Genomic DNA, 23178 nt, shown 5'->3' on the forward strand with positions numbered 1-23178 from the left:
TCAGGGATTACTTAACTTTAGCCAGCAATCTCTGAAGGAAAACGGTGCAACCTTTACCCAATCTCAAACTGCTACAGGTATTTGTCAGCGTGGTGGAAAATCAGGGCTATTCACGCGCCCAGCAGGCGCTGAACATGACCACACCCGCCATCAGCGCCTATATGAGCGAGCTGGAAACCCAGCTCGGGTTTATCCTGTGCCAGCGTGGGCGCGGCGGGTTTAGCCTCACCAGCAAAGGGGAACAGTTTTATCGCTACAGCCAGCAGATGCTGGCGACGCTGGCGGGCTGGCAGGAGCAGGTGGAGACGCTGAAAAGCGCGCAGGGCGGCACTTTCTCGCTGGGGGTGGTGGACGCGACCGTCACCGATAACACGCTGGATTTGCCCGCTGCCATCGCACGTTTTAATCAGCGCTTTCCGGCGGTGTTTTTTAACCTCAGCGTGCGCGATCCCAACGAATTACAACAGCAGCTGCTGGAGGATCGGCTCGACCTGGCGATTGGTCACTTTCCGCTGCGCGCCAGCAATCTGGTCACCATCCCGCTGTACGAGGAGCAACACTGGCTGTATTGCAGCCCGCAGCATCCGCTGGCGCAGGGCGCGCCTGATATGCGCACCGTGCAGCAAACCGGCATGGTCACCCGCGGCTACTGGAATCAGCAGGAACTCAACAAACGGGGCTTCCGCCAGAGCAACGCCTCGGTGGAGAGTATCGAAGCGCAGTTGACGTTGATCCTCAGCGGACGCTTTATCGGTTATCTGCCGGAACATTACGCGCGCAGCTGGGAACAGCAGGGGGGGCTGTGCCGTCTGCTGCCGCAACATTTTCAGTTCCGCGCGCCGTTTTCCTTTGCCTTCCGGCGAGGACGCGCCCGTGAAACGCTGATCCGTGCGATGCGTGAAATCCTGAATCCAGCGCGAAAAAATAGCAGCGAAAGCTGACGCTGTAGCGATACTGTGTAAAAATACAGGCCATTTTCCCGGAAACAGTAACGATAATGGCCCTGACAGCAGCGATAAAAAGCCAGATTGCGCAATGGTATAAGGCGCTGCAACAGCAGGTTCCTGACTTTATCCCACGCGCGCCGCAGCGGCAGATGATTGCCGAAGTGGCGAAAAGCCTTGCCGGTGATGAAGGCCGCCATCTGGCGATTGAAGCCCCCACCGGCGTGGGGAAAACCCTGTCCTATCTGATCCCTGGCATTGCCGTCAGCCGCGCGGAAGAGAAGCGGCTGGTGATCAGCACCGCCAACGTGGCGTTACAGGATCAAATATTCAGCAAAGATCTGCCGTTGCTGAAGAAAATCATTCCCGACCTCACCTTTACTGCCGCCTTTGGACGTGGACGCTATGTTTGCCCGCGTAACCTCGCGGCACTGGCGGCGAGCGAAGATCAGCAGGGCGATCTGCTGCTGTATCTCGATGATGAGGCGGTAACCGGCTCCAAAGAGGAGCAAAAGTTGTGTGCCGGGCTGGAGAAGCAGCTCAGCCGCTACCAGTGGGATGGGCTGCGCGACCACACCGATGTCGCCATCAATGACAGCCTGTGGCAGCGTCTTTCCACCGACAAAGCCAATTGCCTGGGTCATCACTGCCGCTGGTATCGCGAATGCCCGTTCTTTGTGGCGCGGCGTGAGATTGAACAGGCCGATGTGGTGGTGGCTAACCATGCGCTGGTGATGGCGGCGATGGAGAACGAATCGGTATTGCCGCCCGCCAAACACCTGATGCTGGTGCTGGATGAAGGCCATCATCTGCCGGAAGTGGCGCGCGACGCACTGGAGATGAGTGCCGAGATCACCCCAGGCTGGAGCAGTCTGCAACTCGATCTGTTTGTGCGGCTGGTGGAAACCATCATGGCGCAGTTCCGCCCGAAATCACCGCCGCCGCTCACTAATCCCGAACGGCTGAAAGGCCACTGCGACGAGATGCGTGAACTGTTGCAGATACTGTGCGATGCACTTAATCCGCTGCTGCCTGCCAATAACCAGCCGGGCGAGTTTCGCTTTGTGCTGGGGGAGCTGCCGGAAGAGTTGCTGACGATGTGCGCACGGCTGTTCAAACTCAGCGATGCGCTGCGAGGCCTGGCGGAAGGGTTACTGAATGAACTCGGCGATCAGACCGGCAAGGCCGATATCATGCGGCTGCATAAAGCGATTTTGCAGCTGAATCGCCACTTCGGCTGGTTCGAATCCATCAGTAAATTGTGGCGGCTGGCAGCGCTGGAAAAAGCCTCCAACGCCCCGGTATCCAAATGGATAACGCGCGAACTGCGCGATGGTCAGGCGCATTTGCTGTTTCACTGCGCGGGCATTCGCGTCAGCGATCAGCTGGAAAAATTGCTGTGGCGTAAAGTCCCCCATGTGGTGGTGACCTCCGCTACGCTGCGCTCGCTCAACAGCTTTAACCGCTTGCAGGAAATGTCAGGGCTGAATGAAAAAGCCGGTGACCGCTTTGTGGCGCTCGACTCGCCGTTCCAGCATGTCGATCAGGGCAAGCTGGTGATCCCGCAGATGCGTTATGAACCGCTGATGAACAGTGAGACGGAGCATATCGCCGAGATGGCGCGTTTCTTCCGCGCGAAAATGGCGCAGGAAAAACACAAAGGCGTGCTGGTGCTGTTTGCCAGCGGGCGTGCCATGCAGCAGTTTCTGACCCATGTCACCGACCTGCGTTTGTCGATGCTGGTGCAGGGCGACCAGCCGCGTTACCGGCTGGTGGAGCTGCATCGTCAGCGCGTCGAACAGGGTAAAACCAGCATCCTGGTGGGGCTGCAATCCTTTGCCGAAGGGCTGGATCTGAAAGGGGATTTGCTGTCGCAGGTACATATCCACAAAATTGCTTTTCCCCCGGTGGACAGTCCGGTAATTTTGACCGAAGGGGAGTGGCTGAAGAGCCTCAGACGCTACCCGTTTGAAGTGCAAAGTTTACCCAGTGCCTCTTTTACCCTGATCCAGCAGGTAGGGCGTCTGATTCGCAGCCATCAATGCTTCGGTGAAATCGTCATTTACGATCGACGCTTAATCAGCAAGCCGTATGGCAGTCGCCTGCTGGCGGCATTACCGGTGTTCCCGATTGAACAACCGCCCATGCCCGAGGCCACCACTGAACCGGCCACGCCGCGTAAACGGCGTGTCAGCAAAAGGAGTTGAGCATGTTGTACAGGCCCTGGGCGTTTAATCAGCCGACAGAATTAACAGCAGATGGCGGAAAGTTTGCCGCAATCACAGAACACCCCTTTGGCCGCCGAGATGCGGCGCACACTGGAAGCGGAAACTCCCGATGGAACTGAATAAAATCATCAAAGAGATCGGGCGTGGTAAAAATCACGCGCGTGATATCGATTTCGACACCGCCGTGGCGCTGTACAGCGCCATACTGGCGGGTGACGTGCCGGACCTGGAACTGGGCGGCGTGCTGATTGCGCTGCGCATCAAAGGGGAAGGGGAAGCGGAGATGCTCGGCTTCTATCAGGCGATGCAGCAGCAAATGATGCGTCTGCAACCCCCGGCCGGGCGTCCGATGCCGATGGTAATCCCCAGCTACAACGGCGCACGTCGTCAGGGCAACCTGACGCCGTTGCTGGCGCTGTTGCTGGTAAAACTCGGCTTTCCGGTACTGATGCACGGCGTCAGTGACGACCCGACGCGCATCACCAGCGAAGAGGTGCTGGCGGCGCTGGGTATCCAACCGGTCACCAACGCGCAGCAGGCGCAGGCCGCGCTGGACAGCGGTGGGCTGGCGTTTATCACCATCGATAATTTGTGCCCGCCGATGGCGAAACAGCTGTCGCTGCGCTGGCGGATGGGGGTGCGAAATAGCGCCCACACGCTGGCAAAACTGGCGACACCCTTTGCCGAACGTGCGGCGCTGCGCCTTGCCAGCGTTTCCCATCCCGAATATGTCGCGCGGGTGGGTAAATTCTTCCAGGATATTGATGCCCCGGCGATTTTGCTCAACGGCACTGAGGGTGAGGTGTATGCCAGTCCACAGCGCTGCCCGGCGATCAACTATATTCAGGGCGCGGGTGGTGAGGCGGAGGTGTGGATTGATCGCCAGCCGGAGTGCGACGTTGAGCTTCCCGCGTCAAAAAGCGCCAGTGATACGGCGGACTGGACGCGCGCAGTGCTGGCAGGAGAACGCGCGGTGCCGCAGGCGCTGCGCCTGCAACTGGCCTGTTGCCTGGTGGCGAGCGGGGAAAGTGCCAGCCTGGCAGCGGCCGAAACGCGCCTCAGCCAGGCGGGACTCTGAGGGATCAGGCTTTCGCCAGCGTGCTTTCCACTAGCTGCTGCCAGAAGGTGATGCCAATTGGCAGCAGCTCATCATTGAAGTCGTAACCGGCGTTATGCAGCGGTGCGGAAGGCGTCGCGCCATCGGCACCCAGCCAGAAATAAGCCCCCGGACAGGCTTCCAGCATACAGGCGAAGTCTTCCGAAGCCATCGACGGATTGACCTGCCAGTGCACCTGCTGCTCGCCGAGTAACTGGACAGCGGCCTGGCGCACCTGTTCTGCCTGTTCAGCATGATTGGCGGTGACCGGATAGCCTGGATACCAGTGAATCTCGCCGCTGACGCCGAACGGGCGCGGCAGCGTCGTGACAAAATCCTCAATCAAGCTGCGTACCCGATCGCGCACGTCAGGTTGCAGGCAGCGCACCGTGCCGCGTAACACCATCTGCTCCGGGATAACGTTAATGGCTTCGCCGCCGTGGATTTGCGTGACGCTCACCACCGCTGACGCGAGGGGGGATAAGCGACGTGACGGAATGGTTTGCAGCGCCAGAATCAGTTCAGCTGCCACCACCATCGGATCCGCACCGCTTTCCGGCATCGCCGCATGGCAGCTTTTGCCGTTGAGGGTGATTTCAAATGAATCGAGTGAAGCCATCATCGCCCCGGCATTGACCGCCAGCGAGCCGACCGGTAAGCCAGGCCAGTTATGCATGGCATATACCGCATCCATCGGGAAACGCTGGAACAGGCCTTCTTCCACCATTTTGCGCGCGCCGCCGAGGTTTTCTTCAGCAGGCTGGAAGATAAAATGCACCGTGCCGCTGAACTGGCGCGTTGCGGCCAGCTGGCAGGCAGCAGCCAGCAGCACTGCGGTATGACCATCGTGCCCACAGGCGTGCATCACGCCGGGCTGGCCGGATTTCCACTGCGGGTTGCCTTTTTCGGTAATCGGCAGCGCATCCATATCGGCGCGCAGACCAATCACCGGCCCCGGACCGTTCTCCAGCGTGCCAATCACCCCGGTTCCCGCCAGGCCGCGAAACACCTGCAAACCGGCATCGCTGAGTACCTGCGCCACCCGTTCGCTGGTGCGCTGCTCCTGGTAACCCAGTTCCGGATGTTGGTGTAACTGGTGACGCCAGCGCAGGGCGTTATCGAGCAGGGCGGCAGGCAGGGTCATAAGGCAGAATTCTCCATCAGCAGCAGTACCTCCATAAACCGATACCGCAGGAAATTGAGTTATCACTGTAGTGGCAAGCGCGGGGTGGCGTCTATCGCAGAACGGGAGAATTTGGCTATAGGCTATAGCTAAATGGAATAATCAGGTTTTGTTAACTGCGCGGCGAACATAACAGCGCGATAAATCGCGCCGCTACAAATGATTGCACCCATCCGTAACGGCGCGATTTATCGCGCAGGGGTTGTACACTGGCCGGAATCAGGCAATGGCGGGATCAACTCCCGCCAGCGATGTTATTTCAGCATCGGCAGATTCAGCCCGTGCTCTTTCGCACAAGCCTGTGCCTGCTCGTAACCGGCATCGGCATGACGCATCACCCCGGTAGCCGGATCGTTCCACAGCACGCGCGCCAGACGCACATCCGCTTCCGCGCTGCCGTCACAGACGATCACCACACCGGCATGTTGCGAGAAGCCCATGCCGACACCGCCGCCGTGATGCAGGCTCACCCAGGTCGCACCGCCTGCGGTGTTGAGCAGGGCGTTAAGCAGCGGCCAGTCGGAAACCGCATCGGAACCGTCTTTCATCGCTTCGGTTTCACGGTTCGGTGAGGCGACTGAGCCACAGTCGAGATGATCACGACCAATCACAATCGGTGCTTTCAGCTCGCCGTTGCGTACCATCTCGTTAAACGCCAGCGCCGCTTTATGGCGCTCGCCCAGACCCAGCCAGCAAATACGTGCCGGTAAGCCCTGGAACGCGATACGCTCCTGCGCCATATCCAGCCAGCGATGCAGGTTTTTGTGCTCCGGGAACAGTTCTTTCAGTTTGGCATCGGTTTTATAGATATCTTCCGGATCGCCCGACAGCGCTACCCAGCGGAACGGACCTTTACCTTCGCAGAACAGCGGACGGATATAAGCCGGTACAAAGCCTGGGAAATCAAAGGCATTGGCTACGCCTTCATCCAGCGCTACCTGACGGATGTTGTTGCCGTAATCCACTGTCGGAATGCCCATATGACAGAAATCCAGCATCGCCTGAACGTGGGTCGCCATCGACGCACGCGCCGCTTTTTCTACCGCTTTCGGATTGCTGACTTTTTCAGCCTGCCAGCGATCAACATCCCAGCCAATTGGCAGATAACCGTTCACCGGATCGTGGGCTGAAGTCTGGTCAGTGACGATATCCGGCTTCATGCCGCCCGCTTTGGCACGTTTTACCAGCTCCGGCAGAATTTCCGCCGCATTGCCCAGCAGGCCAACAGAAATGGCTTTCTTCGCTTTGGTGGCTTCGTCGATCAGTTGTAACGCTTCATCGAGGGTATAGGCTTTGTGATCGACATAACGGGTGCGCAGACGGAAATCGATACGCGATTCCTGGCACTCAATCGCCAGCACGCAGGCACCGGCCAGCACGCCCGCCAGCGGTTGTGCGCCGCCCATGCCGCCAAGACCGGCGGTGAGGATCCAGCGTCCGCTCAGATCGTTATCGTAATGCTGACGACCGGCTTCGACGAAGGTCTCGAAGGTGCCCTGCACAATGCCCTGCGCACCGATGTAGATCCAGGAACCGGCAGTCATCTGGCCGTACATCATCAGGCCGGCTTTATCCAGCTCATGGAAATGATCCCAGGTGGCCCAGTGTGGCACCAGGTTGGAGTTTGCCAGCAGCACGCGTGGCGCGTCGGCATGGGTGCGGAACACGCCAACCGGCTTGCCCGACTGAATCAATAACGTTTCTTCCGGTTGCAGGGCGCGCAGCGAGCGCAGAATCTGCTCGAAGCATTCCCAGTTACGCGCTGCTTTACCGATGCCGCCGTACACCACCAGATCTTCCGGGCGTTCAGCCACGTCGGGATCGAGGTTGTTCTGGATCATGCGGTAAGCCGCTTCAATCAACCAGTTGGCGCAGTGGAGTTCAGAGCCGTGCGGAGCACGGATTTCACGGGCAACTGCCTGGGTCAGAGTTTCGCTCATCATCAGTTCCTTTATTCAACATTGGGTGGTGCGCATGCTCGGCAGCAGCGCAGAAAGGGCTTCCGGCCAGGCATTGCTGCTGGCCCACTGGCGCATGGTGTCGATATCCGGTGCCAGTAAACGATCCTGATCGAGGAAGGCGACCTGAGCGCGAATGCGGCTCATCTCCTGCTCGATAGTGGTGGAACTTTGCAGAGGACGGTGGAAGTCGATCCCCTGGGCGGCGGCCATGGCTTCAATCCCCACTACGGCGGCGGTGTTGAAACACATGCTGCCAAGACGGCGCGCGGCGTAGGTCGCCATCGACACATGGTCTTCCTGGTTGGCGGACGTCGGCAGGCTATCGACGCTGCCTGGATGCGCCAGCGATTTGTTTTCCGACGCCAGCGCGGCGGCAGTGACCTGCGCGATCATAAAGCCGGAGTTGACGCCACCGTCACGCACCAGGAAAGGCGGCAGACCGGAGAGTCCGGTATCCAGCAGCAGTGCCAGACGACGTTCAGAAATCGCGCCCACTTCGGCCACGGCCAGGGCGATGATATCGGCGGCAAACGCCACCGGTTCGGCGTGGAAATTACCACCGGAAATCACATCGCCGGTGTCGCTAAACACCAGCGGGTTGTCCGAGGCGGCGTTAGCTTCAATCTGCAACACGCGGGCGGCGTGGCTGAGGTTATCAAGACAGGCACCCATCACCTGCGGTACGCAGCGGATGGAGTAGGGGTCCTGTACCCGGCCACAGTTGGCGTGCGAGCTGAGGATCTCACTGCCTTCCAGCAGCGTGCTGACCGCTGCCGCAACGGCGATTTGCCCCTGCTGACCGCGTGCCAGGTGGATACGCGCATCAAAAGGTTTGATCGAGCCTTTGATGGCTTCAAGCGACAGCGCACCGGCCATCAACCCGGCAGCGAACAGGTTTTCCCCTTCGAACAGGCCACGCAGCGCCAGTGCGGTAGAAACCTGGGTGCCATTCAGCAGCGCCAGACCTTCCTTCGGACCGAGCACAAATGGCGTCAGACCAACGCGTGCCAATCCTTCAGTGGCAGGGATCAACGCACCATCAACGCGGACATTACCTTCACCCAGCAGCATCAGCGACAGATGCGCCAGCGGGGCGAGGTCGCCGGATGCGCCGACGGAACCCTTTTCAGGAATGCACGGCATCACACCGGCATTGAACAACGCCAGCAGCGCTTCGATCAGGGAAATACGGATCCCGGAATGGCCGCGCGCCAGGCTGATGATTTTGGTGGCGACCACCAGGCGAGTGACGTTATCAGGCAGCAACTCACCGAGACCGACGCTGTGCGACAGCACCAGGTTACGTTGCAGTTCGGCGAGGCGGCCAGCCGGAATCTGCGTCTGCGCCAGTTTGCCAAAGCCGGTATTGATGCCGTACACCACGTTGCCTGAAGCGACGATGGCATCAACGGTAGCGCTGGCACGATCGATGGCGGCACGCGCCTCATCAGCCAGCGTCAGTGCGACGCCACCCTGGTAAATCGCGCGCAGTGTGGCGAGGTCCACTTCACCGGGAATGAGGCGAATATTCTGAACCGAACCTGACATAGTCTACTCCTGTCTATACAAGTAAAACGGCAATCCCGGATGATGCTGGCATGTGGAAGTGCTGCGGGAGATGCCATGAATAATGCGAGTGAAGCATAAGTGTCTATTCTTGTCTATACAAGTAGCAAGCACTGTGCCAGATTGATCACATTCTTTGCAGGGCGCGGCAGAGCCTCCAGGCCTTCGGATCGCCGCAGGCATTGCACTGTAATAAGGCAAATGCTGCACAGGAAGCGGGACTGTTGCACAGCGGGATGTATATACATTTACGCGTTGAGACAGTAAACTTTGGGCACTATCAGGAAAAGGAACAGGATATGGTTGAGCAGACGGCAATAGCACAACTGGCCGCGGCCATGGGTGATGAGCCTGCGCCGATTTACCAGCGCGTTAAGCAGGCGATTATCAGCCAGATCCGTGAAGGTCACTGGAAGGCCAATCAACGTGTACCCTCGGAAAGCGAGCTGGTGAATGAACTTGGTGTCAGCCGCATGACCATCAACCGTGCGCTGCGTGAACTGACCAGCGAAGGTTTTCTGGTGCGTATGCAGGGTGTCGGCACCTTTGTCGCCGAGATGAAGGGCTACACCGCGATGCTGGAAGTGCACAACATTGCAGATGAAATCGCGCAGCGTGGTCATCTGCACAGCTGTAAAATTCTCTCCCTCGGGCAGATGAAGGCGGACCCGGAGCAGGCGGCGGTGCTGGGGTTATCCACCGGCCAGATGCTGTTCCATTCGCTGATCGTACATTACGAGAATGATTTGCCGGTGCAGCTGGAGGATCGTCTGGTCAACCCGCTGGTGGCCCCGGATTATCTCAGCCAGGATTACCATCAGCTGACGCCTTACACCTATCTGATGCGGGTTGCGCCGTTAACCGCCGGTGAGCATATTGTCGAAGCGGTGCTGCCGGACCTGCGCCAGCGTAAGCATCTGGCGCTGGATGAGCACGAACCCTGCCTGCTGATCCGTCGCCAGACGTGGAGCGACAACAAAATCGTCACCTATGCGCGTCTGCTCTATCCCGGCTCGCGTTACAAGCTGCTGGGCCGCTTCAGAGGACACGGCTAAGCGCGGTAAACAACAGGCTGGCATCGGCAGAACACGGTGCCAGCTGCGTCATCTCATCCAGCCACCACATCCCCTGATTCACCGTGAAAACCTCACCTTGCGCTGTTTGCCAGCTGCCCGCCAGCACCCAGGCGACACCCTGTTCGCTGCCGACCGGCTGTTGCTGCACCGTCACCTGCGCCTGCCAGCTGTCGCGGCGCGTCATGATATTGAAATCCTGACAGGCGCTGTCGCCAATTTGCGCATCGATCGCCCATTCGCCCGGAAACGGCCAGGGCTGATGCGGTTGCAGCTGCTGCTCGCCCTGCGCGTGGCGCAACAGCACGCTATCGCCATGCAGCAGGGTGATCACCCGGTCGATACCGGGGAAGGGGGAAAAGGGGCCGTCAGCGGCGATGGTGGCGATACTGGCGCGCCAGGCGAAATCCGCCGCACCCGGCGGATAACTGACGATTTCGCGGGTTTCACCGCCGCCGTTACGCCAGCGGCTGACGGGTAAAGCGTCGTAGTCGAAACGGGTTCTCATCGCAGCGCCCTCATGGCGGCGGCGAAGCGTGCTGCGCAGGCTTCTTCTGCCGGATGCTGCCCTTGCTCGACCACCGCCTGACCGGCGACGTAAACATCGCGAATTTGCTCACGCTGACCGGCAAATAACCAGCGATTCAGCAAGGATGCGCTGTCTACGCTGCTTAACCAGGCATCCGCTTTCAGCACCAGCCAGTCAGCGCGTTTGCCCACGGCCAGTTCGCCGCTCTGGATACCACAGGCCTGCGCGCCACCCTGGGCCGCCTGTTGCCACAGCAGGTCACCGACCGAGGATTGATCAGTGGTGGTGATGCGATTGCGACGGCGATCGCGCAGACGCTGGCCGTACTCCAGCCAGCGCAGCTCCTCCAGCGTGCTCAGGGAGACATGGCTGTCGGAACCGATGCCCCAGCGTCCACCACGGGCGATGTATTCCACTGCCGGGAAGATGCCGTCGCCGAGATTGGCCTCGGTGATCGGGCACAATCCGACCACGGCACCGCTGGCGGCGAGACGGGCAATTTCGTCTTCATCAAGGTGGGTCGCGTGGATCAGGCACCAGCGGGCATCAACAGCAAAACGATTCATCAGCCAGGCCACCGGGCGCTCACCGCTCCATGCCAGGCTGTCGTTGACCTCTTTCTCCTGCTCGGCCACATGAATATGCACCGGCAGATGGTCCGGGCTGGCTGCCAGCACCTCACGCATCTGTGCCTCATTCACCGCGCGCAGCGAGTGGAAGCACAGGCCGTGATTGAACAGCGGTTTGTCGGCCACCCATTGGCTCAGTCGTTGCTGTTGTTGCAGGTAAGCTTCGGTCTGCTGGATAAACCGGCGCTGGCCGTCACTGGCGGGTTGCGAGCCGAAGCCGCTGTAGCTGTACAGCACCGGCAGCAGCGTCTGGCCGATCCCGGCGGTGTCTGCCGCTGCCATCAACTGTTGCAGCATGTCATCGTGAGGATAGGCTTTGCCCTGAGCGTCATGATGCAGATAGTGGAATTCCGCCACCTGGGTATAACCGCCTTTCAGCATCCCGATATACAACAGCGCGGCAATATCGCCCACCTGCTGCGGTGAGAGACGCTGCACCATGCGGTACATCAAATCGCGCCAGGTCCAGAAGCTGTCCTGGGGATCGCCCGCCACTTCGGCCAGCCCGGCCATGGCGCGTTGAAAGGCATGGGAATGCAGGTTGGCAATCGACGGGATCACCGATCCTGCCAGACGAATCGCCTCGCCAGGCTCGCTGTTGGGGGTTAACGCGGTTATCACCCCGGCGGGGTTAACAGTTATCAGCACCTGGTCATGCCAGCCATCGGCCAGCAGTGCCCGTGGGGCAAAAAAAGTTGCCATGGTTGATCCTTAGCGGCGGTTAGTTGTATATACATATACATACTTTGATGAGCAGTGTAAATCGCGAAAGGTAAGGGGATTTGGGGATGGCAGAAGCGAAGCAGATCGACAGCCTGTGGCTGGGCGCGGATATCGTGACCATGCGCGAAGGCCGTTACAACCTGATTGCCGACGGCGCGCTGGCGGTGGATCAGGGCCAGCTGGTGTGGGTGGGGCCACGCAGTGAACTGCCGGAATTTCACGCGCGTGAGCAGCATCATTTCGAAGGTGGCATCATCACGCCGGGGCTGGTGGATTGCCATACCCATCTGGTGTTTGGCGGCGATCGCAGCGCGGAATTTGAGCAGCGTCTGAACGGTGTCAGCTATGCCGAAATCGCTGCGCAGGGCGGTGGTATTCTCTCCACGGTGCGCGCTACTCGCGCGGCCACGCAGGAGGAACTGGTGGCGTCGGCACGCTGGCGGCTGGATCGTCTGCTGGCGGAAGGGGTGACGACGGTCGAGATCAAATCCGGCTATGGGCTGGATGAAGCCAGCGAGCTGACCATGCTGCGTGCCATCCGCGAACTGGCACAAAACGTGCCTGCTGATGTACTGGCAACCTGTCTGGCGGCGCACAGTTTCCCGCCTGAGTTTAAAGACAACCCGCAGGGCTGGGTGGATATCATCTGTGAGCGTCTGCTGCCGCAGGTGCACGCCGCCGGGCTGGCGGATGCGGTGGATGCATTCTGTGAACATCTGGCATTCTCACCTGAGCAGGTGAGCCAGGTGTTTGATAAAGCCAAAGCACTGGGCATGCCGATCAAACTGCATGCTGAGCAGCTTTCCTCACTGGGCGGCGCAGCGCTGGCGGCCAGCTATGGTGCGCTGTCGGCTGATCATCTGGAATACGCCACCGAAAGCGATGCACAGGCGATGGCGCAGCATGGCACCGTGGCGGTGCTGCTGCCGGGCGCGTTTTATCTGCTGCGCGAAACCCAGCGTCCGCCGGTAGCCTTGTTCCGCCAGTACGGTGTGCCGATGGCGCTGGCCAGCGATGCCAATCCAGGTACCTCACCGGCGCTGTCGCTGCGTCTGATGCTGAATATGGGTTGCACGCTGTTTGGTATGACGCCGGAAGAGGCGCTGGCAGGCGTGACCTTATGGGGCGCGCAGGCGCTGGGTCTACAGCAGACGCACGGCTCACTGGAGCCGGGTAAAGTGGCAAATTTTGTGCACTGGCCGCTGGCACGTCCGGCGGAACTGGTTTACTGGCTGGGCGGCGAGTTGCCGTGCCAGGTTATCTATCGTGGAGAAGCGCAATGACACCGTTTCATTTTACCCAGGGGACGCTGCCGTTACTGGTCAGCATTCCGCACGCCGGAACGCAACTGACACCAGAAGTCGATGCCGGATTAAGCGATGCGGCTCGTGGTCTGCCGGACACTGACTGGCATATTCCGTTACTGTATGATTTTGTGCGTGATTTGGGTGCCAGCGTGCTGATCGGGCATTACTCACGTTTTGTTATCGACCTCAACCGTCCGGCGGACAACCAGCCGCTGTACACCACCGCCACCACCGGGCTGTACCCGGAAACCTTGTTTGATGGCACGCTGACCTTTGCCCCCGGTAAAACCCCGACGGCGGAGCAGCGGCAGGGCTATCTTGACCATATCTGGCATCCTTATCATCAGCAGCTACAGCAGGAGCTGGCGCGCCTGCAAGCGCAGCATGGCTATGCGTTGTTGTTTGATGCGCACTCCATCGCTTCGGTAATCCCGCGTCTGTTTGATGGTCAGCTGCCGGATTTGAATATCGGCACTAATGAAGGCACCAGCTGCACGCCAGCGGTGACGGCGGCAATTCAGGCGGTGTGCGAAGCGCAGAATGATTACAGCTGGGTAATTAACGGACGCTTCAAGGGCGGCTATATCACCCGTGCCTATGGTCAGCCGCAGCAGGGCGTACAGGCGGTGCAGCTGGAGCTGGCACAGATTAATTACATGGACGAAACACCGCCATTCGCGTGGCAGCAGGATCGCGCTGCGCAGTTGCAAAAGGTGCTGAAACCGTTGCTCCAGGCGTATTTGCAGCAGGGCAAACCGGCCTGATAACGGCAGTGACCCGTAGCGGCGCGATTTATCGCGCTATTCTGTGCACGGTGCTGGTAAACCCTGCGCAATAAATTGCGCCGCTACAACCCGGTGCGATATTTCACTACGGGGTTCAATTATGCTGTTGTCGTAGCGGCGCGATTTATCGCGCAATAAATCGCGTCGCTACAACCTGGTGCATTCACCGCCACCTTCTGGTGCAATCCAGCACCATTTCCCTTGTATCCCCCTGATTCTCCCCGTCACCACGAGCTGGCACAGCCTTTGCTAGGTTGTATGTACAAGTACAGACCGCGTGGCAATTTTAACGATTTATTCTGTCTGGCTCACAAAAAACTCAAGCCGACAATGATCTGGCGCAGGCTAACTTGTATATACATGAAATGTCATCTGCGAAAAAACGCCGAGACAGCACACAACGATTATCGACCAGGAGAAGCCGCATGACGCACCGCACCACTGTACGCCGTTTTTGCCTCACGACCCTGTTTTCCAGCCTGTTGCTTTGCGGCGTGACTGCCCAGGCTAAAGAGTGGAAATCGATCACCATTGCCACCGAAGGCAGCTATGAACCCTGGAACCTGACCCTGCCGGGCGGCAAACTGGGCGGTTTTGAACCTGAGCTGATGGCCGATCTGTGCAAACGCATGGGCATTCAGTGCAAGCTGGTGGTGCAGAACTGGGATGGGATGATCGCCGGACTGAATGCCGGAAAATATGATGTGATCATGGACGCCATCGTTATCACCCCGGATCGCAAAAAAGTGGTCAGCTTCACCACGCCGTATGCTTCCACCCCTGCCACCTTTATCACCGTGAAAGATTCACTGCTGCCGCCGGATAGCAAAATCATCAAGCTGCACGATGATGCCAAAGAGATCGAACCGGCAATTGCGCAGCTGAAGGCCGCGCTGAAAGGCAAAACCATCGGTATCGCCTCCGGCACTGTCTATACCCCGTTTATCGATAAATACTTCAAAGATGTCGCTGATGTGCGTGAGTACACCACCTCTGCCGACGCGATCCTCGATTTGCAGGCCGGTCGTATCGATGCGGTGTTTGATGACGTCACTTTCGCGCAATCGATGCTGGCACGGAAAGAGAACAGCAACCTGACCTTCAGCGGCCCGCAGCTTGGCGGCCCGATCTGGGGTGAAGGGGAAGCGCTGGGCGTGCGCATGGCCGATAGCGATTTGAAAGCCAAACTCGACGCCGCCATTCAGGCTGCGCTGGCTGATGGCACGGTGAAAACCCTGAGTGAGAAGTGGTTTAAAACTGACGTAACCCCGTAAGTGAGGTCAACCATGATGAGCCTGCTGAGTTTTGGTGCAGACGGCTGGGGTCGCCTGATCCTGAGCGCCACGTTAACCACGTTGCTGCTCTCGCTGGCGGCATTGATGATCGGGGCGCTGGTCGGCGCGGGCGTGGCGGCAGCCAAACTCTCCACGCAACGCTGGCTGCGCTGGCTGGGAGAAGCCTATTCCACGGTGTTTCGTGGCATCCCGGAGCTGCTGGTGATCTACCTGTTCTACTTCGGTGGATCCGGTTTGATCACCCTCGTCGGTCAGATGTTCGGTGCGGATGGTTTTATTGAAGCGCCGCCGTTTCTGATTGGGGCACTGGCTATCGGGCTTATCTCAGGTTCTTACCAGGGGGAAGTGTATCGGGCGGCGCGGCTGGCACTGGCGAAAGGCGAGATCGAAGCCGCGGTTGCCATCGGGATGCCTCGGTTTCGCATCGCCCAGCGCATTCTGCTGCCGCAGGTGGTGCGCTATGCGCTGCCCGGCATGTCGAATGTCTGGCAGATGAGCCTGAAGGACTCGGCGCTGGTGTCCGTCACCGGCATCGTCGAACTGATGCGCGCCAGCCAGGTGGCCGCCGGATCCACCCGTGACTACTTCACCTTCTATATGGTGGGCGGTGCCTGTTATCTGGTGCTGACTCTGCTTTCCAACCATGCATTTCGTCGCGCGGAATCGCGCCTCGGCCGTGCCTGGCAAAGTCGCACTGCGGCACAGCATTAAGGAGCAGCGCGATGATCGATTTTGCCTTTCTCACTGACACCTTTCTCAAGCTGAGCGCCGCGCTGCCGGTCACGCTCGGCCTGTTTATCAGTTCATTCCTGTGTGGCGGGGTGCTGGCGCTGGGCATTCTGACGCTGCGTATGAGCCGCTGGCGGGTGCTGAGCGGATTTGCGCGCGGCTACATCCTCGTGTTTCGCGGCTCACCGCTGCTGATCCAGCTGTTTTTGATTTATTACGGGCTCGGCCAGTTTGGCGTGATTCGCCACAGTTTTGTCTGGCCGTTCCTGCGTGAGCCCTTTACCTGCGCGGTGCTGGCGCTGTCGCTCTGTACCGCCGCGTACACCGCTGAGATTCTGCGTGGTGCGCTGCTGGCAGTGCCGCCGGGTCAGGTTGAAGCCGGGCTGGCCTGTGGCATGTCACGCGGCCTGTTACTGCGGCGCATTATCGCGCCCATCATGCTGCGCTATGCCTTACCGGCGTACTCCACCGAAGCGATTCTGCTGGTGAAATCCACCGCGCTTGCCAGCCTGGTGACGGTGTGGGATGTCACCGGCGTGGCACAACAGATTATTCAGCGTACTTACCGCACCATGGAAGTGTTTCTGTGTGCAGCGGCTATCTATCTGATTCTGAACTTTATTATCGTCCAGTTGTATGCGCTGCTTGAGCGCCGCCTGACCCCGGTGCATCGCGTCGAAAAAAAGCCGTTGCCCGCCGTTAAACCGATTGCCGGAGAGTGATATGCACGACTTACCCCCGATTACCTTATCCGCCACCGACATCCATAAATCCTTTGGGGCGATGGAGGTGCTGAAAGGCATCAATTTACAGGCACGCAAAGGCGATGTGATTTCGATTCTCGGTGCCAGCGGTTCCGGCAAAAGTACGCTGCTGCGCTGCATCAACCTGCTGGAAACGCCGGATGCTGGCGTGGTCAGCGTGGGCGGTGAAACCATTGAGATGAAGCGCCATGCCCATGGCCACCAGCTGGCCGCCAACCCGAAACAGATTGAACGGCTGCGCTCCCGGCTCGGCATGGTGTTCCAGAGTTTCAATCTGTGGTCGCATATGACGGTGCTACAGAACGTGATTGAAGGGCCGCATTATGTGCTGAAGCGCGATAAAAAAAGCTGCATTGCCCAGGCGGAACAGCTGCTGGATCGGGTGGGGCTGCTGAATCGCAAAGATTTCTATCCGGCGCAGTTGTCGGGTGGTCAGCAGCAGCGCGTCGCCATTGCCCGCGCGCTGGCAATGGACCCGGAAGTGATGCTGTTTGATGAACCCACCTCCGCGCTTGACCCGGAGCTGGTGGGGGAGGTGCTGAAGGTGATGCGCAGCCTCGCGGAGGAAGGGCGCACCATGCTGGTGGTGACCCACGAAATGGGGTTTGCCCGCAATGTATCGAACCGCGTGGTGTTTATGCATCAGGGCACCATTGATTGCGAAGGTTCGCCGGAAGCGATGTTTGGCGAGCAAGGCTCGCTGCGCTTTAAACAATTTATCTCCAGCCACCAACGTGCGGAGCAACCGGCATGAGCGGAACGGTGATCTGGGGCGATAGCCCCCTCAGCTGGCAGGACGTGGTGCAGGTGGCACGCCACGGCGCTGAACTTAGTCTGAGCGCCAGTGCCTGGCAGCGTATCGCGCGCGGACGTGAAATTGTCGATGAGATTGTCGCCAGCGGCCATATCGCCTACGGCATCAACACCGGGCTGGGCGCTTTGTGCAACATCACGTTGCCAGAGGAACAACTCAGCCAGCTCTCGCGTAATACGCTGCTCAGCCACGCCTGTGGTGTCGGGCCGTTGCTGCCAGCGGATGAAGTGCGCGCCATTATCTGTGCCGCCATCGCCAACTACAGCCACGGGAAATCTGGCGTATCGGTAGCGCTGGTGCAGCAACTGCTGGCGCTGCTCAATCAACAGATCATTCCTCAGGTGCCGTCACAGGGATCGGTCGGTTATCTCACCCATATGGCGCATATCGGACTGGCGTTGATTGGTGTCGGTGAGGTGACCTGGCAGCAGCAAACGATGCCTGCCGAACAGGCACTGGCACTGGCTGGTCTGACCCCGTTCCGCCCAGGAGCAAAAGAAGGGTTGAGCCTGGTGAACGGCACCCCCTGCATGACCGGGATGGCCTCGCTGGCGCTGGACGATGCGGCACGCCTACTGGATTGCGCTGATATGACCGGGGCGATGAGCTTTGAAGCTCTTCGTGGGCAACTGGCGGCGTTCGATGCGGAGATCATCGCGCTGAAAGCCAGCCCAGGTATGCAGCGCAGCGGTGAACGGCTGCGCCAGCTCCTGAGCGACAGCCCGTTGTTGCAAAGCAGTCTCGGCGTGCGCACGCAGGACGCCCTCAGCCTGCGCTCAATGCCGCAGGTGCACGGTGCCTGCTGGGATCAGTTCGAGCATGCGCAGCGCCAGGTCAATACCGAACTCAACGCCTGCACGGATAACCCGCTGGTACTCGGCACGCCGGATAACTGGCGCGTGGTGTCGCAGGCCAATCCCCACGGTGAATCTGTAGCGATGGCCTGCGATCTGTTGGCGATTGCCATGGCGGAGCTGGGCAGCATTGCCGAGCGTCGGCTGGATCGGCTGGTCAATCCATTGGTCAGCGGGCTACCGGCGTTTCTGGTGGCCCAGCCGGGGGTGAATTCCGGCATGATGATCGCGCAATATGTCGCGGCTGCGCTGTGTGCGGAAAACCGCCAGCTGGCGCAACCGGCGGTGCTGGATAACTTTGTCACTTCCGGTTTGCAGGAAGATCATCTCAGCCTGGGCACCGGCGCGGCATTGAAGCTGCTGAAGCTGGTGGGCAATGTGTGGCAGATTCTGGCGATTGAGTATCTGCTGGCGGCGCAGGCGCTGGATTTCCACGGGGAAAACCAGCTGGCAGACGGTACAAAGCAGGCATTGCGTCGCCTGCGGGCGGTGGTGGCCAATTGGCAGGAGGACCGCTGGCTGGCACCGGAAATGGCGCGAGCCGTGCAGGTCCTCAAAGCGACCCGTTTTTAACTACGACGCGCATCCGGCCGCACCAGATCAAAGCGCGACGCTTCACTGATACCGTAATAGGCCGACGGGCCACCGGCACGCAGGATGGGTTGCGCTTTGGCGGTTTGATAGATGCCGTTCTCCAGCAGTTGTTCATCAATATGAATCGCTACCACTTCACCCAGCACCAGCCAGCTCTCCAGCTCGCTGCCGTGCACATCCTGCAGGCGGATGAGCTGCGTCAGGCGGCATTCGAAATTGACCGGGCTTTCCGCCACCATGCTGACCTTCACCTGCGAGGCCGGAATCGGGGTTAACCCCGCCAGCGCGAATTCATCCTGCTCCGGTGGTATTGAGGCGGAACTTTCATTCATTGCTTCCGCCAGTGGACGGGTCGCCAGATTCCAGACAAACTCTTTGCTTTCGCTGATATTTTGCACGCTGTCTTTCCAGCCGCTGCTGGCAAAACCGATAATCGGCGGATGATAGTTGAAGCAGTTAAAAAAACTGTAAGGCGCAAGGTTGCGCAGGCCGCTGGCGCTTTGCGAACTGATCCAGCCAATCGGGCGTGGGCCGACGATGGCATTGAGGGGATCGTGCGGTAAACCGTGACCGGCACGCGGTTGATAAGAATAGCGTTGACGCGTCATAACCTCTCCTGGCGTAATTTGTACCTTTATTGACCAGGTCGGCATAAATGCCGACCCTACGCTGTAGGGGACGCATTTATGCGTACCTGGGGGCGTTATGGAATTTAACATCCTGACTCTACCTCAGCAGAGATTTTCTTTTTTGTCCGGCAAAGGGTATCTTACGCCGCGTTATTTATCGGAGATCCTATGAACAAGCCAGCCGCCAATCCCTTTCATCCCCGCAATCGCCATCAGGGCCGTTATGATTTTGCTGCCCTCACCGCAGCGCATCCGCCGCTGGCGGACAAAGTGCGCCCGAACGGTTATGGCGAGTTATCGGTAGATTTTGCCGATCCGCAGGCGGTGATGTTGCTCAATCAGGCACTGCTGAAGCTGTTCTACAACCTGAACTGGCAGCTGCCGGAAGGTTATCTGACGCCGCCGGTGCCAGGGCGAGCGGATTATATCCATGCGCTGGCTGATTTGCTGGCCACCGATAATGGCGGCGTGATCCCGCGCGATGTGGATGTGATGGATATAGGTTGCGGTGCCAACTGCATCTATCCGCTGATTGGACACGCGGAATACGGCTGGCGCTTTACCGGCACCGAGATCACGGCGGAAGCGATCACGGCGGCTAACCATATCGTTGCCAGCAATCCGGGCTTGCAGCGCGGGATTCGTCTGCGTCGGCAGAAGCAGGCCGAGGCGATCTTCGCCGGTGTGGTGCACAAAAATGAACGCTACCAGGCGGTGCTGTGCAATCCACCGTTCCATGCGTCGGCAGAAGAAGCGGCGGCGGGCAGCCAGCGTAAAGTGCGCAACCTCGGTTTAAAGAAAAATGCGCCGCTGAACTTCGGTGGTCAGCATAACGAATTGTGGTGTGACGGCGGCGAACGTCGGTTTATTGGCCGGATGATCGAGGAAAGCGTGGCTTTTGCCGATCGTATTGTGTGGTTTACCTCGCTGGTTTCACGCAAAGAGAACCTGCCTGCGCTGCGCGACCAGCTGCGTGATGCGGAGGCGTACGAGGTCCGCATCATCGAAATGGCGCAGGGCCAGAAACAGAGCCGTTTCCTCGCCTGGACCTTCCTGCCGGAAGCCGGACGCGCCCAGCGGCTGAAACGCTAAACTCACGGCGTCGGTGGCAGCGCCGGAAAGCTGGCGGCGGATGCCACGTCGTTGCCGGTTTGCATCACCTCCACCGTCTGGTGCGGCGCTTTAATCCCCACCGCGTCAAAATGTTTCTTCACTTTGTCGTCCAGCGCAAACCTCACCGACCACTGCTTCAGGGGCTGGGTGGTAAAGGAGACACGGGCGGTAAAGGATTGGCTGGTTAGCCCGACCAGTCCGGCAAAGCTCGGCTCGCCAATCACCATGCCGCGGATTTCCGGGTTTTCCAGCAACTCCTTCACTGCCGCCTGCAAAGTGGCGTTCACTCTCGCCGTGTCTTCGCTGCGATCGACATCATAGTTGGCAACAAACGAGCCGATACCGCGCACAAAATTGGCGAAGGTGGTGATGGATGACCAGGGAATAATATTCAGCGCACCGGTATCCTGACGCACTCCGACTGAGCGAATCGACATTCGCTCCACGGTGCCGGTGATGCTGCCAATGGTCACCAGATCGCCAGTATTCATGCCGTTTTCAAACTGGATAAAGATACCGGTGATGATGTCTTTGACCAGCGTTTGCGAACCAAACGACACCGCCAGCCCCAGTGCCCCGGCACCGGCCAGCAATGGGGCGATATTCACCCCGACTTCAGACAGCAAAATCATGATGGTGATGGTGCTGATCACCACCGCCAGCGCATTACGGAACAGCGTCAGCAGCGTGCGGGTACGGGCGCTGGGCATCGGGCGGCCATGAGAGTCGGACGCCAGACGGCTTTCAATCAGGCTGGCGAGCAGCGTCCAGCCAATCGCCGAAAGCAGCACGATCATCACGATGCGGATCATCACATCAACCATCTTCTGTCCGGCCCCGAAAGTCAGCCAGTGCCAGAGATCAAACAGGTTCCATGCGTTGAGCAGTGACAATAGCGTGGCAAATACGGTGATCACTCGCGCCAGCTTCAGCAGCGCCTTGACCCAATCGTTAACGCGTTTTTGCAGTTCGGGATAGTTGCGCCTCATATCCGGCGACAGGGTCAGGGTTTTGCCAATCCAGCGCGTCAGCATGCCGGAAATCAACGCGGCGATACCGATGATCGCCAGGCTGCGCACCGTGGCGGACATCATAAATTTCAGGCTGTCGCCGGGATTGAAAATGGAGAACAGGAACAGCGCGATAAAATAGGCGCTCGCCAGCCAGTGCCACACCATGCCAAAGGCGCGGATAAACAGCGCGAAGAAGCTCAGGCTGTGGTCAGCCAGGCGTGATAACTCTTCGTGGATGTTGCGTTTGTTACGAAAAATCAGCCACAGCGCCCACACCGTCATGATGCCCATCACCAGCACGTTAACCAGCGCGGCGACCTGCATATTCACCTGATTGGACACTATCGGCACCACCACCAGCAAACCGTAACCAATGATGCCGCTCAGCCAGCTCAGGCGGGTGTTCCAGTAGCTGGCGCGGGCATCGGACAAATGAAAAAAGCGCAGGGCAGGGAAGCGCGGGCAAAAAATCAGGCGCAGCACTGCTTTGAAGAACTCAATCAGCGCGAAGGCATTCAGGAACAGGCCCTGCTGATAGGCGATGGTGCGATTATCGCCGTGGTAATTGTCACTGATGATCTGACCGATAAACAGCGTCAGCGCCAGCAGCAGCAAATCAATGATAAAGGCCAGCACAATGGTGGCGGGCAGATGCAGCCATTTGCTGCGTTCCAGGTTGTGATTGCGGCCCCAGCGTCCCATGCGCTGCCAGATGGGCCCCATCAGGCGTCGTGCCAGCCAGTAAAAAGCAAACACTGCGGCAGCAAGACCGGCAAAGTGTTGCAGGGCATTGAGGAAAGTTTGCTGGTTGAAGGCCTTGTGTGGTGCGTTGGCAATGCTGTCGTGCAGCCGGACAAACTGGGATGCGACGGCACCGCCGTATTCACGGGTGACGCTGGTGACACTCTCCAACACGGTGGGGTCTTGCGCGTCTGCCTGTGGTGGGGCCAGCACCGGTTCCTGATTGGTGGAGGTGCTGGTGGATGCCTGACGTAGCTGATCGATCAGCTCCTGACGTGAGTCATTATTTTCCAGAATGTTAGCCAGCGCGGCATAGGCGGCTTTTTTGTCCTCCAGCGTTGGCGCGGCGCTGGTGGTTGCGGCGGGTGGCGGTGACTGCTGCGCGGCAACAGCGGCCTGTGGCAGGGTGACGGCCTGGGCAGCCGGGATCAGCAACAGGAAAATAATACCCAGACTCCAGCTGATGGCACGACGCCATGGTGGGCTGGCAAACGACATGGCTTTCTCCCTGATTTTGGCACAAGGGAAAAGTATAGACAGCGCAGGAGGGAGATGAGTCTGAAAGCGGGGATGGATACCCGCGTGTAGCGGCGCGATTTATCGCGCGC

General features: G+C 59.2%; 19 protein-coding genes. 12 read left to right on the forward strand and 7 right to left on the reverse strand.

Going from position 1 to position 23178, the window contains the following annotated elements; translation table 11 throughout:
• Positions 1-44: 44 nt before the first annotated feature.
• The 3 genes from HA50_RS06230 to ybiB all read left to right on the forward strand — a co-directional run bounded on the left by HA50_RS06230 (position 45) and on the right by ybiB (position 4250).
• Positions 45-941 (forward strand): LysR family transcriptional regulator, encoded by an 897-nt coding sequence (locus HA50_RS06230; protein ID WP_084873615.1) that lies wholly within the window; start codon positions 45-47, stop codon positions 939-941.
• A gap of 56 nt (positions 942-997) precedes the next feature.
• Positions 998-3151, forward strand: coding sequence for an ATP-dependent DNA helicase DinG (dinG, locus tag HA50_RS06235; RefSeq protein WP_084873616.1), 2154 nt, complete (start codon positions 998-1000; stop codon positions 3149-3151).
• Positions 3152-3281: 130 nt separating this feature from the next.
• Positions 3282-4250 carry a DNA-binding protein YbiB gene (gene ybiB, locus HA50_RS06240; protein ID WP_084873617.1) on the forward strand — a complete coding sequence of 323 codons (969 nt, stop codon included), beginning with the start codon at positions 3282-3284 and terminating at the stop codon, positions 4248-4250.
• Positions 4251-4254: 4 nt separating this feature from the next.
• Here ybiB and HA50_RS06245 read toward each other — a convergent pair whose 3' ends face one another.
• The 3 genes from HA50_RS06245 to hutH (HA50_RS06255) all read right to left on the reverse strand — a co-directional run bounded on the left by HA50_RS06245 (position 4255) and on the right by hutH (HA50_RS06255) (position 8960).
• A complete protein-coding gene (locus HA50_RS06245; RefSeq protein ID WP_084873618.1) occupies positions 4255-5412 on the reverse strand; it encodes a M20 aminoacylase family protein in 1158 nt (385 codons plus the stop codon).
• 293 nt (positions 5413-5705) lie between these two features.
• Positions 5706-7391, reverse strand: a complete 1686-nt coding sequence (gene hutU, locus HA50_RS06250; RefSeq protein ID WP_084873619.1) for a urocanate hydratase — start codon at positions 7389-7391, stop codon at positions 5706-5708.
• 15 nt (positions 7392-7406) lie between these two features.
• Positions 7407-8960, reverse strand: a complete 1554-nt coding sequence (gene hutH, locus HA50_RS06255) for a histidine ammonia-lyase (RefSeq protein ID WP_084873620.1) — start codon at positions 8958-8960, stop codon at positions 7407-7409.
• A 317-nt stretch (positions 8961-9277) separates the two neighbouring features.
• On the opposite strand from hutH (HA50_RS06255), the gene hutC reads away from it, so the two are divergent.
• On the forward strand, positions 9278-10033 hold the full coding sequence (gene hutC / locus HA50_RS06260) for a histidine utilization repressor (RefSeq protein WP_084878376.1): 756 nt from the start codon (positions 9278-9280) through the stop codon (positions 10031-10033).
• On the opposite strand, the gene HA50_RS06265 is transcribed toward hutC, so the two are convergent.
• Entirely contained in the window at positions 10017-10559 is a 543-nt protein-coding gene (locus tag HA50_RS06265; RefSeq protein ID WP_084873621.1) for a HutD/Ves family protein, read from the reverse strand. The two genes, hutC and HA50_RS06265, sit on opposite strands and share 17 nt — an antisense overlap.
• Complete coding sequence (locus HA50_RS06270; protein ID WP_084873622.1) at positions 10556-11911, reverse strand: formimidoylglutamate deiminase; 1356 nt, start codon at positions 11909-11911, stop codon at positions 10556-10558. Before HA50_RS06270 ends, HA50_RS06265 begins: the two co-directional genes overlap by 4 nt.
• Positions 11912-11997: 86 nt before the next feature.
• Here HA50_RS06270 and hutI point away from each other — a divergent pair, with 86 nt between their 5' ends.
• From hutI to hutH (HA50_RS06305), 7 genes are all read left to right on the forward strand, one after another.
• Positions 11998-13215, forward strand: a complete 1218-nt coding sequence (hutI, locus tag HA50_RS06275; RefSeq protein ID WP_084873623.1) for an imidazolonepropionase — start codon at positions 11998-12000, stop codon at positions 13213-13215.
• On the forward strand, positions 13212-14003 hold the full coding sequence (gene hutG / locus HA50_RS06280) for an N-formylglutamate deformylase (protein ID WP_084873624.1): 792 nt from the start codon (positions 13212-13214) through the stop codon (positions 14001-14003). Before hutI ends, hutG begins: the two co-directional genes overlap by 4 nt.
• Positions 14004-14449: 446 nt before the next feature.
• A complete protein-coding gene (locus HA50_RS06285) occupies positions 14450-15298 on the forward strand; it encodes a transporter substrate-binding domain-containing protein (protein WP_084873625.1) in 849 nt (282 codons plus the stop codon).
• 12 nt (positions 15299-15310) lie between these two features.
• Positions 15311-16030: an ABC transporter permease gene (locus HA50_RS06290; protein WP_084873626.1), complete on the forward strand. Its 720-nt coding sequence runs from the start codon at positions 15311-15313 to the stop codon at positions 16028-16030.
• A gap of 11 nt (positions 16031-16041) precedes the next feature.
• The gene (locus HA50_RS06295) at positions 16042-16770 is read left to right on the forward strand and encodes an ABC transporter permease (RefSeq protein WP_084873627.1); all 729 of its coding nucleotides are present in this window, start codon (positions 16042-16044) and stop codon (positions 16768-16770) included.
• A 1-nt stretch (position 16771) separates the two neighbouring features.
• Entirely contained in the window at positions 16772-17566 is a 795-nt protein-coding gene (locus HA50_RS06300) for an ABC transporter ATP-binding protein (RefSeq protein ID WP_084873628.1), read from the forward strand.
• The gene (hutH, locus tag HA50_RS06305) at positions 17563-19053 is read left to right on the forward strand and encodes a histidine ammonia-lyase (protein WP_084873629.1); all 1491 of its coding nucleotides are present in this window, start codon (positions 17563-17565) and stop codon (positions 19051-19053) included. Before HA50_RS06300 ends, hutH (HA50_RS06305) begins: the two co-directional genes overlap by 4 nt.
• Here hutH (HA50_RS06305) and HA50_RS06310 read toward each other — a convergent pair.
• Complete coding sequence (locus tag HA50_RS06310; RefSeq protein WP_084873630.1) at positions 19050-19682, reverse strand: flavin reductase family protein; 633 nt, start codon at positions 19680-19682, stop codon at positions 19050-19052. The genes hutH (HA50_RS06305) and HA50_RS06310 overlap by 4 nt on opposite strands.
• Positions 19683-19871: 189 nt before the next feature.
• On the opposite strand from HA50_RS06310, the gene rlmF reads away from it, so the two are divergent.
• The gene (rlmF, locus tag HA50_RS06315; RefSeq protein WP_084873631.1) at positions 19872-20795 is read left to right on the forward strand and encodes a 23S rRNA (adenine(1618)-N(6))-methyltransferase RlmF; all 924 of its coding nucleotides are present in this window, start codon (positions 19872-19874) and stop codon (positions 20793-20795) included.
• 2 nt (positions 20796-20797) lie between these two features.
• Here the strand turns inward: rlmF and ybiO are convergent, their stop codons facing one another.
• Complete coding sequence (gene ybiO, locus HA50_RS06320; RefSeq protein WP_084873632.1) at positions 20798-23068, reverse strand: mechanosensitive channel protein; 2271 nt, start codon at positions 23066-23068, stop codon at positions 20798-20800.
• Between the last annotated feature and the right edge of the window lie 110 nt (positions 23069-23178).

It is taken from the genome of Pantoea cypripedii, from assembly GCF_002095535.1.
GTDB lineage: Bacteria > Pseudomonadota > Gammaproteobacteria > Enterobacterales > Enterobacteriaceae > Pantoea > Pantoea cypripedii.

Coding starts and splice junctions, on each gene's coding strand:
- HA50_RS06295 (WP_084873627.1), top strand. CDS start 16,042: ATGATCGATTTTGCCTTTCTCACTGACACCTTTCTCAAGCTGAGCGCC.
- HA50_RS06310 (WP_084873630.1), bottom strand. CDS start 19,682: ATGACGCGTCAACGCTATTCTTATCAACCGCGTGCCGGTCACGGTTTA.
- ybiB (WP_084873617.1), top strand. CDS start 3,282: ATGGAACTGAATAAAATCATCAAAGAGATCGGGCGTGGTAAAAATCAC.
- hutG (WP_084873624.1), top strand. CDS start 13,212: ATGACACCGTTTCATTTTACCCAGGGGACGCTGCCGTTACTGGTCAGC.
- hutI (WP_084873623.1), top strand. CDS start 11,998: ATGGCAGAAGCGAAGCAGATCGACAGCCTGTGGCTGGGCGCGGATATC.
- hutH (WP_084873629.1), top strand. CDS start 17,563: ATGAGCGGAACGGTGATCTGGGGCGATAGCCCCCTCAGCTGGCAGGAC.
- hutC (WP_084878376.1), top strand. CDS start 9,278: ATGGTTGAGCAGACGGCAATAGCACAACTGGCCGCGGCCATGGGTGAT.
- HA50_RS06265 (WP_084873621.1), bottom strand. CDS start 10,559: ATGAGAACCCGTTTCGACTACGACGCTTTACCCGTCAGCCGCTGGCGT.
- ybiO (WP_084873632.1), bottom strand. CDS start 23,068: ATGTCGTTTGCCAGCCCACCATGGCGTCGTGCCATCAGCTGGAGTCTG.
- HA50_RS06290 (WP_084873626.1), top strand. CDS start 15,311: ATGATGAGCCTGCTGAGTTTTGGTGCAGACGGCTGGGGTCGCCTGATC.
- rlmF (WP_084873631.1), top strand. CDS start 19,872: ATGAACAAGCCAGCCGCCAATCCCTTTCATCCCCGCAATCGCCATCAG.
- HA50_RS06285 (WP_084873625.1), top strand. CDS start 14,450: ATGACGCACCGCACCACTGTACGCCGTTTTTGCCTCACGACCCTGTTT.
- HA50_RS06270 (WP_084873622.1), bottom strand. CDS start 11,911: ATGGCAACTTTTTTTGCCCCACGGGCACTGCTGGCCGATGGCTGGCAT.
- HA50_RS06300 (WP_084873628.1), top strand. CDS start 16,772: ATGCACGACTTACCCCCGATTACCTTATCCGCCACCGACATCCATAAA.
- HA50_RS06245 (WP_084873618.1), bottom strand. CDS start 5,412: ATGACCCTGCCTGCCGCCCTGCTCGATAACGCCCTGCGCTGGCGTCAC.
- hutU (WP_084873619.1), bottom strand. CDS start 7,391: ATGAGCGAAACTCTGACCCAGGCAGTTGCCCGTGAAATCCGTGCTCCG.
- hutH (WP_084873620.1), bottom strand. CDS start 8,960: ATGTCAGGTTCGGTTCAGAATATTCGCCTCATTCCCGGTGAAGTGGAC.
- dinG (WP_084873616.1), top strand. CDS start 998: ATGGCCCTGACAGCAGCGATAAAAAGCCAGATTGCGCAATGGTATAAG.